The organism is Brevibacterium sp. VCM10 (genome assembly GCF_000583215.1).
Lineage (GTDB): Bacteria > Actinomycetota > Actinomycetes > Actinomycetales > Brevibacteriaceae > Brevibacterium > Brevibacterium linens.
On record NZ_JAJB01000018.1, the window covers coordinates 1 to 12,603 of the forward strand.

12 protein-coding genes are annotated in these 12,603 nt (G+C 67.0%); 7 read left to right on the plus strand and 5 right to left on the minus strand.

The annotated features are described in order from the left end of the window. The first annotated feature begins 178 nt into the window (after positions 1–178). The 3 genes from AD89_RS0104355 (at position 179) to AD89_RS20320 (ending at position 1,772) form a co-directional block, all read left to right on the plus strand. On the plus strand, positions 179–904 hold the full coding sequence (locus AD89_RS0104355) for a universal stress protein (protein WP_155807366.1): 726 nt from the start codon (positions 179–181) through the stop codon (positions 902–904). A 395-nt stretch (positions 905–1,299) separates the two neighbouring features. Then, complete coding sequence (locus AD89_RS20315; RefSeq protein WP_025777390.1) at positions 1,300–1,554, plus strand: NAD(P)-binding protein; 255 nt, start codon at positions 1,300–1,302, stop codon at positions 1,552–1,554. Beyond that, positions 1,545–1,772, plus strand: coding sequence for a dihydrodipicolinate synthase family protein (locus tag AD89_RS20320; protein WP_231488420.1), 228 nt, complete (start codon positions 1,545–1,547; stop codon positions 1,770–1,772). Before AD89_RS20315 ends, AD89_RS20320 begins: the two co-directional genes overlap by 10 nt. Positions 1,773–1,857: 85 nt before the next feature. On the opposite strand, the gene AD89_RS0104370 is transcribed toward AD89_RS20320, so the two are convergent. Continuing rightward, complete coding sequence (locus AD89_RS0104370; RefSeq protein WP_155807367.1) at positions 1,858–2,847, minus strand: Ldh family oxidoreductase; 990 nt, start codon at positions 2,845–2,847, stop codon at positions 1,858–1,860. A gap of 55 nt (positions 2,848–2,902) precedes the next feature. After that, positions 2,903–4,504 carry an aminotransferase class I/II-fold pyridoxal phosphate-dependent enzyme gene (locus AD89_RS0104375; RefSeq protein WP_231488422.1) on the minus strand — a complete coding sequence of 534 codons (1,602 nt, stop codon included), beginning with the start codon at positions 4,502–4,504 and terminating at the stop codon, positions 2,903–2,905. Positions 4,505–4,578: 74 nt separating this feature from the next. Between AD89_RS0104375 and AD89_RS0104380 the strand changes: the two genes are divergently transcribed. Further along, positions 4,579–5,493, plus strand: coding sequence for a LysR family transcriptional regulator (locus AD89_RS0104380; RefSeq protein ID WP_025777394.1), 915 nt, complete (start codon positions 4,579–4,581; stop codon positions 5,491–5,493). A gap of 33 nt (positions 5,494–5,526) precedes the next feature. Here the strand turns inward: AD89_RS0104380 and AD89_RS0104385 are convergent, their stop codons facing one another. Continuing rightward, positions 5,527–6,450: an IclR family transcriptional regulator gene (locus AD89_RS0104385; RefSeq protein WP_025777395.1), complete on the minus strand. Its 924-nt coding sequence runs from the start codon at positions 6,448–6,450 to the stop codon at positions 5,527–5,529. A 189-nt stretch (positions 6,451–6,639) separates the two neighbouring features. Between AD89_RS0104385 and AD89_RS0104390 the strand changes: the two genes are divergently transcribed. Together AD89_RS0104390 and AD89_RS0104395 are read left to right on the plus strand one after the other, a co-directional pair. Next, positions 6,640–7,443 carry an ABC transporter ATP-binding protein gene (locus AD89_RS0104390; RefSeq protein WP_025777396.1) on the plus strand — a complete coding sequence of 268 codons (804 nt, stop codon included), beginning with the start codon at positions 6,640–6,642 and terminating at the stop codon, positions 7,441–7,443. 82 nt (positions 7,444–7,525) lie between these two features. Further along, positions 7,526–7,717, plus strand: coding sequence for a hypothetical protein (locus AD89_RS0104395; RefSeq protein ID WP_025777397.1), 192 nt, complete (start codon positions 7,526–7,528; stop codon positions 7,715–7,717). 25 nt (positions 7,718–7,742) lie between these two features. On the opposite strand, the gene AD89_RS0104400 is transcribed toward AD89_RS0104395, so the two are convergent. Then, the gene (locus AD89_RS0104400; protein ID WP_025777398.1) at positions 7,743–8,792 is read right to left on the minus strand and encodes a serine/threonine dehydratase; all 1,050 of its coding nucleotides are present in this window, start codon (positions 8,790–8,792) and stop codon (positions 7,743–7,745) included. 145 nt (positions 8,793–8,937) lie between these two features. Beyond that, positions 8,938–10,272 carry an MFS transporter gene (locus tag AD89_RS0104405; RefSeq protein WP_025777399.1) on the minus strand — a complete coding sequence of 445 codons (1,335 nt, stop codon included), beginning with the start codon at positions 10,270–10,272 and terminating at the stop codon, positions 8,938–8,940. 249 nt (positions 10,273–10,521) lie between these two features. Between AD89_RS0104405 and paaZ the strand changes: the two genes are divergently transcribed. Beyond that, the gene (gene paaZ, locus AD89_RS0104410; RefSeq protein ID WP_025777400.1) at positions 10,522–12,558 is read left to right on the plus strand and encodes a phenylacetic acid degradation bifunctional protein PaaZ; all 2,037 of its coding nucleotides are present in this window, start codon (positions 10,522–10,524) and stop codon (positions 12,556–12,558) included. The last annotated feature ends 45 nt before the right edge of the window (positions 12,559–12,603 follow it).

Sequence of the window (12,603 nt, forward strand, 5' to 3'; positions counted from 1 at the left end):
CGACGGGTCCGAAGATCTCCTCCTATGAGGCTTCCGAGCCGACCTTCACATCGGCGAACACGGTCGGGGCGACGAAGTTGCCCGGGCCCTCGATCGGCCCACCGCCGATGACGGGCCGGACACCATCGGCAGCGACCTGCAGTTCGCTGCGTGGGCGAAGAAGCGCTCTCGGCAGGCGGTGCGCGAGGCCGAGGCTGCGGCGGCGCAGATCTGTCCCGATCTGACCACCGTGGCGGTGGCCGTGGAGAACCGTTCCCAGGCGAAGGGCCTCCTCGCCGAGGCGGCCGCCCACCGGGCCACGATGATCGTTCTCGGAACCGGCACCGAGGGAACCCGTGGGCGGATCCGCGTGAGCGCAACCTCCGACCGGCCGCTGCATTCCTCCCCGGTGCCGGCGGTGCTCGCGGCGACCGCCGGGTTCGCTCACGCCACCTGCGCGCGTCTGCGCATCGCGGCCTTCGGCGTCAGCGGCCGTACCGTTCCGCCGGAGTCCCTCGACGAGGAATCCGCACGCCGGGCGCTGGACGCCGAGCTGAAGGCCGCGCAGGCCGAAGCGATCGACAGCCTCGACGGGGCCGACCACGGGGAGGCTGCGGCAGGAGAGCCCATCGCCGAGGCGGTCGGAATCGGCAAGGACTGGAAGGCGGCTCTGGCGGCGATCGAATGGGAGCCCGGCGAACTGCTCGTCATCGGGTCCTCGTCGGAGGGGCGCCGCTCCCGGGTCTTCCTGGGTACGAATGCGGCCCGGATCATCCAGCATTCCCCGGTGCCCGTGCTCGTGACGAGCACCAGCGCCGACTCATGGATGCCGTCGACGCCGGTGGTCCCGGGGGCAGCCGCCGAGGTGACCGAGGAGTCCTTCGACGACGCCGTCCGCCGCATCCGCGCCGGGTTGGGCGCCTGAAGGTCGAACGCTGGGGGCGGATCGGCCCAGACTCAGGGGGCGATACACTCAGGGCGGGGTCAGACAGGCGGCTAGGGGTCACTTTCGGAGACGTTCCAGCAAATATAGGTCACGATCGGATACTTTTCCCGCTGAGAAGTGTCCGATCGTGACCTATATTTCGGCGCAGCTATCCGATAGCGACCCATGTTTCCGCGCAGGGTCAGCCATGCGTGCATGACTGATCGGCACGGCTGATTTCGGAGGTCGGCAACCTAGGTCTTCACCCACGGCAGATCCCTCAGAATCGGATGCGATCAAAACACTTGCGAAAAAATGTGATCACATTTTATTCGGTGTGCCGATGATCCGCGTGAAGGTGCGGGGACGCTCAGAGAAGAGAGGGGGTGCTCCCCATGAAAGATGCCGTCATCGTCGGCGGCGGACTCGCCGGACTGTCTGCAGCATGGCGACTGCGCGATTGGGATATGACGCTGCTGGAATCGGGTTGCCGAGTCGGCGGTCGGATCCGTTCGGAGAACCGCGGACGCTATTTCCTCAACTGGGGCAGAGACATGTTCGCCGGAGGCAAGACAGCGACGAATTCACTCATCACCGAGACCAGGCCCGTTCTTCGGAGATCCCCGGATCGCTGTCTGCGGTGTCGTTGAACGGCAAGCTGCTCATCGACGGACCCGTCCAGTCGTATCCGTTCCGGATCCCGATGTCGCTGAAGGACGCAATGATGTCCGAACCGTTCATCCAGGCCGTGAAGACGGGACTCGAGCTGCGCGGCGTCCCCGTCGGTTTGCCGAGGCGCCCGCTGGCTGAAACCGATCCCGACGCCAGGGAGCGGATCAAGGCGGCACTTGCCACCCTCGGCGACTGAGCACACACGCCGACCGCTCACGTTGCCGTCGCTGTAGCGAGTTATGTGGTGTGCGCTCGACGGTAACTCGAGCGGTCGGCGAAGCTCAGCTGCGGCTGCGGGTGAGCAGCGCTGAGTGGAGTTCCTCCGGCAGCTCGACGGCTTCGAGGCTGCGTTTGCGACCGAAGTCGACGCCGAAGCTGGCGTGCAGGCGGTCGAGGTGGTCGGTGACCCGCTGCGAATAGTCGGGATCGAACGCGTCTGGCGCGATCGCGATGACGAACAGTCCCGTGCCCGGGTTCTCCTGCCCCGAGTCGAAGGCGGGCGCGTCGACTGAGAAGCGGCCCCCGCCGTGGATGGCGAGGAGTTCGATCATGAGAGCCACATTGCTGCCCTTGACCCCGCCGAACGGCAGCAGGGAACCGGCGAGGGCGGCCTCGGCATCGACCGTGGCCGCCCCGCTCGGGTCCAGTGCCCACCCCTCGGGGATCGCCTCTCCTCGTTCGGCAGCGTCCCGGACGTTGACCCAGGCTGTGGCACTGGTCGCCTGGTCGAACATGCGCGGGCCATCGGGGTGCGGGACGGCGAATGAGAAGGGGTTCGTTCCGGTCGCCGAACCCGGTGAGCCGAACAGCGACATGAGCGCCGGCGAGTTGGCGCCTGCAAACGCCAAAAGACCCCGCTCCGCTAGTCGGGTCGTGTAATAGCCGAGTTCGCCGGCGGTGAAGGCGTTGGCGATGTTGAGCACGGAGATGCCGAGGTCTGCGGCAGACGAGGCGAAGTCGTCGAAAGCGGCGTCGAAGGCGAGCTGCGCAGCGCCGCGGTCGGCATCGACGTGGTGTGCTGCCGGCAATTGCTTCGTCACTTTCGGCCGCGCCTGCCCGTTGATGCGGCCGGCCTCGAGGCCGTCGAGGTAGTCGAAGAGGTGCGCCGTGCCGACCTGGGTCTTGCCCCGTCGCTCGGCGGCAACGGTCGCCTCCGCCAAGGACTGCGCCAGCGCGGGTGACCCGCCGGACGCGGTGATCGCTGAGACGTAGAGGTCCCGCAGTTCGGTGATCGGCAGGGACACGGTCGTCGAGTCGCAAGTCTCAGGCATGCTCATCACGCTACCGGAGGCGGAACGCTCCGCTCTATGTGGGAGTCGCAGCGCGCTATGCGGGAGCCACAGTGTTCGATGCGCGAGTCACCGGCGGTGAGTCTTCGGCCACGACGCGAAAGGTGTCCATCCGCGAATCCTGGGCCCCACGCACATACCCCGACGGTGCCGCGGCGGTCGTCCGGAGGAAGTCGATGACCTCAGCACTGAGCACCTCGCCGGGCAGGAGATTGGGCACACCGGGCGGATACGCGGCCAGGGAATCCGCGGAGATCCGACCGACCGCCTCGGCGAAGGGAACCGTGGCAGCCTCGGCGAAGTGGGCATCACTGATCTCGAGGCGCTTCACGCAGGTGCCGGGAAGAACGATGGGCCGCTCGGGTTCCGACTCCGAACGGGGCAGGGCCTGCAGGGCGGTCCAGAAGCGCTCGACGTCGACCGGCGAGGTGGCGCCGACAAGCAGGACGAGGGCCGAGGGCGTCGCGAGCTCGCAGTAGATCCGGTGATCCCGGATGAGCAGATACTGCGCCTGTGATCCCGTGATCCCGGCCCCGCGGGTGTCGATGACGACCTTGAACGGATCGACCGCGATCGCATCATGACCGCCGAGGATGTCGGGAGTGCCATCGCGGAACCGCGAGTCGCTTCGCACCCGATCACGGATCTCCTCCGCAGTGTCCAGGGCCGCTCCGATCGCCTCGGGGTGGGTGACGAGATGACGGCGGGCCTCGTCGATCGAGGACAGAAGGATCGCGCTGCTCGAGGTCGACTGGTAGGACTTCACCACCCGGTCGACGAGCATCTCGATGCGCTTCGCCTGGGGGCCGTGACCGAGATGGACCATCGCGGACTGCGCGAGGGACCCAGCACCCTTGTGGGTGCTCGAGACGACGAGATCCGCGCCCAGGCGCACGGCGTTGACCGGCAGGTCAGGGTGCATCCCGAAGTGGGATCCCCAGGCCTCATCGATGATGAGCGGGACATTGTGGGAGTGGGCCACCTTGGCGATCGCGGCGATGTCGGCCACCGCGCCGAAGTAGCTGGGTGAGACGAGATAGACGGCCGCGGAGTCCGGATGCTCGGTCAGCGCGAAGTCGACTTCGGCGGGGGTCACTCCGTGGGAGGAGCCGAGTCCCGGGTCGACCCGGCCGTGGACGAAGTGCGGACGCAGATCAGCGTGGATGACGCCGTCGATGACGGAGGAGTGGACGCTGCGCTGGAGGACGAACTCGCGGCCGAGTCCGCGCACGACGGTCGTGGCGATGTGGTTGCCGCCGGATGCGCCGTTGGTGATGAACCAGGTCCGCGACGCGCCCCAGGCCTCGGCGGCGAGCTGCTGGGCGGCCACGATCGGGGTGATGCGATCGTGGTTGATCATCCGCCAGTTCTCCTGGTCGATGCCGCTGAAGAGCATGGGGAAGTCGATGCCCATGCCGGCCTCGCCGACGATCTCGGCCAGTCCCGGGGCGTGGTCGGCACTGCCCTGGTGGGCGGGAACATGCAGACGCAACCAGTCCTCGGAGGCCAGGGACCGCAGGGCCTCGGCATAGGGCGCGGTGTGGTGACGAGGGTCGATGCGTGTGCCGACGGACGCCTCCGCGGGGGTGTCAGGAGAGGCGGTCGGCATGGTCGGGTGAAGCGTGGAATCGGGGAGCATACGGCCCACACTAGGCACTCCGGTCGGCCTACGATATAGCAAGATTTCGACTTTAGTGACATAGTCTCTATGACATGATGAATCTGCAGCAGTTCCGGGTCCTCCTGGCGATCCGTGACGAGGGGAGTCTCAACAGGGCCGCCGAGGTGCTCGACCACGGAGTCCCGACCGTGACCCATCATCTTTGTACCCTCGAATCCCACCTCCGGATCAGGCTCGTCGACCGGTCCCGCAGCGGAACGCGTCTGACGCCCTTGGGTGAATCCTTTGCCGAGGAGATCGCTCCCGTGCTCGCGCGCATCGATCGCGCCGAACAGCTCGTGACTGCTCAGCGGGACGCGGGTGTGGTGACGTTGCGGATCGGGTCGTTCTCCTCGATCGGCTCACGACTGCTGCCGGCCGCGATCGCCGAACTGAGACACAGCAGAGACGTCCGGGTCGAAGTCGTCGAGGCCGAACCCAGCGAAGTGATCCGATTGCTTCACGGCGGCGAGGTCCATGCCGGACTCATCTATGACATTCCCGAACTGCCCGAATTCGCCGGGCCCGAACTGCGCCTGCGCACTCTCCTCGACGAGCCCTACCGGGTCATGGTCGCCCGCGACGGCGAACTCGCCGCCCACGAGGTCCTCGACTTCGAGCAGATGGGCGACGTCGACTGGGTGTGCAGCCACAGCGAATCCGAGGCCTCCGTGCGTGTCCTCAGGCGGGTGTACCGCTCCCTCGGCCGAGAGGTGCGCGAGGTCATGCGCAGCGATGACCTCTACATGATCCACGGTCTTGTCGCCGAGGGACTCGGCTGTGCGCTGACCACCGAAGCCGCCGTCGACACAGACTTCGACGTCGTCGTCCGGCCTGCGAAGCAGGACCTCGGGCAGCGTCGGGTCTCGTTCGTCACCCGCTCGGGGCCGAACCCGGCGGCCGTGGGGTGGATGGGCGAGGTACTCAGCTCGGTGGCGGCCGAACGCGGGGCCGCCTCGGCGGGGTGAAGGAGGCCTCAGCTGATTGCGTCGGCGCTCGCCTCAGAGGTCTCCCGATTCCGGCGCAGGATCGGATTGGGAGCTCAGCGCCTCGGCGATGGCCTTCGACTCCCGGCGCAGCAGAGCGACGAGGCGTTCGACTCGGGAGCCGGTGACGCGGTCGGCGATCGAGGCGATCGACAGGGCCGCACGTGGGCGGGAACCGCGGATGCGCAGCGGCACTGCCACCGCCCACGACCCCTTGGCGAAGAGCCCCGGATTGTGGACGAAGCCGTCGATGCGGGCCTGATCGATGATGTCGCGCAGGTGCGGGACGGAGACCTTCGGATACCTCTCGGCGAGGATCTCGGCGTTGGCCTCGAACTGGGCGTCCACCTCGGCGGGGGAGAGCTCGGAGAGGATCGCCAGCGATCCGGCGCCGATGCCCAGGGGATGTCGGTCGCCTACGGACAGGGCGTTGTTGAAGATCTCACCGAAGCCCTCCTCGCGGCGGGCGCAGATCGAATAGCTGCCCGTGCGCAGAGTGAGGAACACGGTGTCCTGGCTGAGTTCGGCCAGGCGCAGCAGACTCGACTCTGACTCCGTGACCAGGGGATCGACCGACTTCTGGGCCAGCTGACCGAGGATCTGCGACTGCACGCCGAGGCGATACCCGCCCTCTTCGAGGCGTTCGACGTAGCCCATGGCGATGAGCGCCTGGAGCATGCGGTGGACGCTGGCCTTCGGTCGACCGCTGATCGAGGCGAGCTCGGACAGGCTCGCGCCTTCACGGCGCTCCCCGGCGATGAGCCCGACGAGGTTGAGCAGCGTGAGCGCGCGTTGGATGCTCTGCGCGCCGGTGCCGGGTTCGAGGCTGTCGACGGCGTGGGCGACGTTGAACGACGCCGACCGGCGCAGCAGCCGACCGCGCATCTTGATGCGATATTCCTCGCGGAGGTCCTCATTCGAATCGGCGCCGTTGTGCATGTCTCCATTATGGCCCGACGCTGCACTGACGAGACCGCACTGATGAGACCGCGGCAGTGGGGCGAGCTCCTGATCCACCATGCGAAACGTCGGAATCTCAGGGTGGGAGCCGCCTCGGCGAGGTGGGTCCTAGAATCGAATGGGTCCAACCGGCCGGTGGGGCCGTCGATCTTGAGGGGTGAGTGAGACGTGGCGGAGACTGTGCTCGATATCGCCGATGTGACGTTCCGCCGAGGGCAGACGCACATTCTCCACGGCATCGATCTGCGTATCGGTGCCGGCGAACACTGGGTGCTCATCGGGCCGAACGGGGCGGGGAAGTCGACCCTGCTGAGCTTCGCCTCGGCGCAGGTGTTCCCGAGCTCGGGCACCGTCGACATCCTCGGATCACGCATGGGTCGGGTCGATCTCGCAGCCCTGCGCCGCCTCATCGGACACGTCAACCCGCGCCACCCGTTGCGCTCGAACCTCACCGTCCGCGAGGTCGTCCTCACCGGGCTGACCGGCACCGTCGAGCGCCCCATGCGGTGGGAACCCGCAAATGCGAATATTGCGAAGGCCGATGCCCAGATCGCCGAGGTGGGGCTGGGCTCTCGTGCCGATGCCGGGTGGAAGGTGCTGTCGCAGGGGGAGCGGGGCCGTGCGCTCGTGGCACGTGCGCTCATCGCTGACCCGCAGCTGCTGCTCTTCGACGAACCGACCACAGGTCTCGACGTCGCCGCCCGCGAACAGCTGCTCGAAACCATCGATGCCCTGTCGCTGCGCTCGCCGGAGCTGGCAACACTGCTGGTCACCCACCATCTCGAGGAGATTCCGGAGACCACCACGCACGCGGCGCTCATCTCCGACGGTCGGCTGACCGCTGCCGGTCCCATCGCCGAGGTGCTCACCTCCGAGCAGGTCTCTGCCGCCTTCGACCACCCGATCGAGGTGGGCTTCGCCGACCGCCGGTGGTCGGCCCGCGCGGTCCGGTCCGGTGCGGTGCTCGGCTGACGAACTGCACGACTGCTGGGTATCGGCTGGGACGATCACCGCGCGCATTGCACCGCCGTGCACTCGGGCCTAGGCTGGAGGCATGAAGATGAGTACCGTGTGGAGCGTCATCGGCGCGATCATCGCCATCATCATCGCGTGGTGGGTGGTCAACGTCGCGTTCTCCGTCGCGTGGTTCCTCGTCAAGGCCATCATCACCGTTGTCGTGGCGCTCGCGATCTTCGGCCTCATCAAGGCCTCACTGAAGTCCAAGGACCGCGACCGAACGCGCTGACGTCGCCGAGGCGGCCGTCCCCAGATCAGAGATCGCCGAGGCTCGTGTTCGCCCCGCAGAGTACGACGCAGACCTTCTCTCCTTCGACCGGCACATAGCCGCTCACAGTTTTCCCGTCGCTCGCCGACTCGCCGTATTGACCGCGGACTCCCGCCAATGCCGTCGCCGCCGCATGCTCGACCGCCAGCCGGTGGTCATCCCACAGGTGCTGCCGCGCTCCGATGATCGCCTCATCGCTGACCAGCACCGAGGTGACCAGATCCGACCGTGCCGCCTCCAGTGCCAGCGGCGTGACCCGGCGTGCGCCGAGCGAGTCCGCTGCCAGCGAATCGACCGTGACGTCGACCGGCTCACCCGCTTCCACTGCGGCGTTCAGCGCCCGGCAGTTCTCCGGTTCGACCGCCACCGTGCGCACTCCGTGATGGGTCGCGGCCGTCGCGACACCGGCGAACAGTCCGCCGCCTCCGACGGAGACGACGACGGTGTCGAGGTCGGGCACCTGCGTGAGGATCTCGGTCATCAGGGTGCCGGCACCGGCCGCGATGAGCGGATGGTCGTAGGCGTGCGAGGCCAACGCACCCGATGAGTCGACGAATTCCTGGCAGGCCGCGGCCGCCTCGGCGTATTCGGAACCGACCAACTCCACACGCGCCCCATAGGAGCGCAGCCGTTCGACCTTGACGCTCGGTGCCGTGGTCGGCAGGAAGACAGTCGCCGTCACACCGGCGGCACGGGCGGCCCAGGCGCAGGCAAGGCCTGCATTGCCGCCCGAGGCGATCGTCACTCCCGCCTCGGGGAAGGTGCCCTCGGCGAGATGCGCCTGGATGAAGTTCTGCGCACCGCGGGCCTTGAACGTGCCCGTGTACTGCATGAACTCGAGGGCGAAGAGCAGGCCGGATGCGTTCGGGTCCTCGGCGGGACCGGAGCTCCACGTGGCCGCGGTGGGGGAGGCCGCCTGGGCGAGGGTGCCCGGCTGTGCCGAGGCTACGGTGACCGGCCGCACCCGTCCGGCGATCCGGGCGGCCGCGGCTTCGATGTCGGGATACGTCAGCTCAGAAGGGGTCGGTGCAGTCATCTCATCAGCCTATGCGAGAGCTGCTGAGCGGGTGCGCCGCCTCGGTGGATTGTTGGGTCGATCCACGGCATTTCAGGCCGAGGAATCACCGTGGATCGACCAGGAAATCGAGGTGCAGGTGACGAACCGGGGGTTCGCTGCAGTCTCAGTGGAGCTTGGCCAAACCGAGGTCGTTGCCCTTCGTCTCCTTGACGAGGCTGACGCCGATGAGCGAGATGACGCACACGATGATCATGTAGATCGCGATCGAGATCGACGAACCCGTCTCGGCCAGCAGGGTCTCGGCGATGGTCGGGGCGAAGGCGCCGCCGAGGATCGCGCCGAGCGCATAGCCGATCGACACACCTGAATAGCGGACCTCGACGGGGAACATCTCCGCATACATCGCCGACATCGGGCCGTAGGACAGGCCCATGCCGACGGTGAGGACGAAGATGCCGATGCCGTACATCCAGATATTGGCCATGTCGATCATGAGGAATGTCGGGATGAGCCACACGATGAGCAGGACGTAGCCGATCTGGAAGGTGCGCACGCGACCGAGCTTGTCCGACAGCGCACCGCCCCACATCGTGAACACCAGCCAACCGAAGCTCGCCAGGGTCGTCGCCAGCAGCACGGGCGCCCGGTCGAGGCCGACGGATCCGCCCTCGGCGAGAGGACGAGAGGCGTAGGCGGCGAAGAACGCGATGATCATGTAGCCCACGGCGTTGTTGCCGATGAAGATGAGCGCAGAGAGGACGACTTCCTTCGTGTTCTTCTTGAACAGCGTGCCCAGCGGGGCCGAGGACTCGGCCTTGCGTTCGGCGAGTTCGGCGAAGACCGGTGACTCCTCGACCTGGCGGCGGATGTAATAGCCGACGAGCACGAGGACGACGGAGAAGAGGAACGGAATCCTCCAGCCGAAGCTCGCGAACTGTTCGGGGGTGAGCACGGTGGTCAGGATCCAGATGACGCCGGTGGCGAGAATCATGCCCACGGGCACGCCGATCTGCGGGTAGGCGCCGAAGATCCCGCGCTTGGAGACCGGGGCATGCTCGACCGACAGCAGTGCGGCACCGCCCCATTCGCCGCCGGCGGAGAAGCCCTGGAGGATCCGCAGCAGGGTGAGCAGGATCGGTGCGCCGATGCCGATCATCGCGTAGTTCGGCAGCAGGCCGATGAGCGAGGTCGCGGCCCCCATGAGGATGAGCGTGAGCACGAGCATCTTCTTGCGCCCGATCCGATCACCGAGGTGGCCGGCGAGGACTGCGCCCAACGGTCGGAAGAGGAACGAAATACCCAGAGACGCCCAGGCCATGATCTGGCCGAGCGCCGGATTGTCCGAGGCCAGCGGGCCGAAGTACTGAGCCGAGAGGACAAGACCGGCGGCCTGAGCGTAGATGAAGAAGTCGTACCACTCGATGGTGGTGCCGACGAGGGTGCCGGCGAGGACCTTGCGCTCCTCGCGGGTGATCGTGTGCTGAGCGGTTGTGGACATGCCTGGACTTTCCGTTGCTGGGCGACATTGCCGAGGACCGCGGCGCACCGGCGAGTCCGTCTTCGGGCCGGCCGATGGTGACCGTTCGGTCAGTAATCGCTCTCGATCATAGACCAGCGCAGTGGCGTACGCCACTCCTTGCGATGACAATTACCGACCAATTGGTTAGTATATTTCTATGAATCGGCAGCGGTGCCGACATCGGCCACCGTGAACCGGGAGACGTCGTTCCGCGAGGGAGAGCAAAGCATGACCGAAATCCTCAGTTCCTATGTGGCCGGAGGCTGGCACACACCCGGAGCGACGGAGTCCGCCCGACCCGTCCGCGACGCCGGCACCGGAGAGCTCCTGCACTCGGTGAGTTCGGCCGGAATCGACTTCGCCGCTGTCGCCGATCATGCCCGGACCACCGGCATCGAGGCGCTGCAGGCACTCACTTTCCACCAGCGCGGTGTGATCCTGAAGAAGCTCGCGACCTACCTCATGGAGCGCACGAAGAACTACCATGAGATCTCGTTTTCCACCGGCACCACGAAGCGCGACGCCTTCGTCGACATCGAAGGCGGAATCGGCACCCTCTTCACCTACTCCGGCGTCGCTCGCCGCCAGATGCCGAACTCGACCGTCCACCTCGACGGCGGAGTCGAGCGCCTGTCGAAGAACGGCACCTTCGTCGGCCGCCACATCCTCACCTCCCGACAGGGCCTGGCCCTGCAGATCAACGCCTTCAACTTCCCCGTCTGGGGCATGCTCGAGAAGTTCGGCCCGATGTTCGTCGCCGGCGTCCCCGTCGTCGTCAAGCCCGCCACCGATACGGCCCACCTGACCCGCGCCGTCGTTGCCGACATGATCGAGTCCGGTCTGCTCCCCGACGGCGCGATCCAGCTGGTCAGCGGTGACGTCACCCCGCTCTTCGACCACCTCGCAGAGCAGGACGCGATCGCCTTCACCGGCTCCGCGAACACCGCCCGCACGCTGTCCGCGCTCGACTGTGTGACCCAGCGCGGGACCCGCTTCTTCGCCGAGGCGGACTCGCTCAACTTCTCCCTGCTCGGTCCCGACGCCGTACCCGGCACTCAAGAGTTCGACCTCTTCGTCTCCGGCGTCGTCGCCGAGATGACCGTCAAGGCCGGACAGAAGTGCACCGCGATCCGCCGCACGTTCGTGCCTAAGGCCCACGCCGAGGCGGTCGGCGAAGCGATCATCGCGAAGCTCGCCACCCAGGGCGTCGGCGATCCGCGCGAGAAGTCGACCCGCCTGGGCCCCGTCGTCTCCGACAAACAGCGCACCGACGTCCTCGACGCGGTCGACCGGATCATCGCCGGGGGAGCCCACCTGCTGACCGGCGGACGTGAGGAATCCGATCGCCTGGCTGCCGAACACGGCGGAGCCTATGTCGCGGCCACCGTCCTCCAGGCCGATGACGCCTGGTCCGATGCCGTCCACGACATCGAGGCTTTCGGGCCCGTGACCTCGATCATCACCTATTCCGACACCGAGGATGCCGTCCGTCTGGCCGCCCGCGGCCGCGGCTCCCTGGTCGGCTCCGTCGTCACCCACGACCGTGAGTTCGCCACCGAATTCGTCCGGAAGATCGCCCCGTGGCACGGCCGCGTGCTCGTCCTCGACCGTGACGATGCCGACGAGTCGACCGGTCACGGTTCGCCGCTGCCGAACCTCATCCACGGCGGCCCCGGTCGGGCCGGCGGCGGTGAGGAGATGGGTGGACTGCGCGGTATCACACACTTCATGCAGCGCACCGCGATCCAGGCCTCCCCGGATATGCTCACCGCGATCGGTGGGGAATGGGTCAACGGATCGGAGCGCCGCCTCGGCGAGCATCCGTTCACGAAGTCGCTTGCGGATCTGCGCATCGGCGACACCCTGGATTCGGAATGGCGCGAGGTCACGCTCGACGATATCGAGCACTTCGCGAACTTCACCGGGGACACCTTCTACGCCCACATGAACGAGGAGGCGGCCGCCGCGAACCCGTTCTTCCCGGGACGCGTGGCGCACGGCTACCTCATCGTGTCCTTCGCCGCCGGACTCTTCGTCCAGCCGGACCCGGGTCCGGTGCTCGCGAACTACGGACTCGAGGGGCTCAACTTCATCACGCCCGTCTCCCCAGGTGACAAGCTCAAGGTGACGCTCACCGCTAAGCGCATCACTCCGCGTGAGACCGACGAATACGGCGAGGTCCGCTGGGACGCGCAGGTCGTCAACCAGAACGAGGAGCCCGTCGCGAACTACGACGTGCTCACCCTGGTGGCCAAAGAGTACTGAGGGCGCAAAAGGTTGTCGAGTTCCGGACGTCCTGTGCGGGATTTC

Coding starts and splice junctions, on each gene's coding strand:
- paaZ (WP_025777400.1), top strand. CDS start 10,522: ATGACCGAAATCCTCAGTTCCTATGTGGCCGGAGGCTGGCACACACCC.
- AD89_RS0104385 (WP_025777395.1), bottom strand. CDS start 6,450: ATGCACAACGGCGCCGATTCGAATGAGGACCTCCGCGAGGAATATCGC.
- AD89_RS0104395 (WP_025777397.1), top strand. CDS start 7,526: ATGAAGATGAGTACCGTGTGGAGCGTCATCGGCGCGATCATCGCCATC.
- AD89_RS20315 (WP_025777390.1), top strand. CDS start 1,300: ATGAAAGATGCCGTCATCGTCGGCGGCGGACTCGCCGGACTGTCTGCA.
- AD89_RS0104380 (WP_025777394.1), top strand. CDS start 4,579: ATGATGAATCTGCAGCAGTTCCGGGTCCTCCTGGCGATCCGTGACGAG.
- AD89_RS0104370 (WP_155807367.1), bottom strand. CDS start 2,847: ATGCCTGAGACTTGCGACTCGACGACCGTGTCCCTGCCGATCACCGAA.
- AD89_RS0104400 (WP_025777398.1), bottom strand. CDS start 8,792: ATGACTGCACCGACCCCTTCTGAGCTGACGTATCCCGACATCGAAGCC.
- AD89_RS0104405 (WP_025777399.1), bottom strand. CDS start 10,272: ATGTCCACAACCGCTCAGCACACGATCACCCGCGAGGAGCGCAAGGTC.
- AD89_RS0104375 (WP_231488422.1), bottom strand. CDS start 4,504: ATGCTCCCCGATTCCACGCTTCACCCGACCATGCCGACCGCCTCTCCT.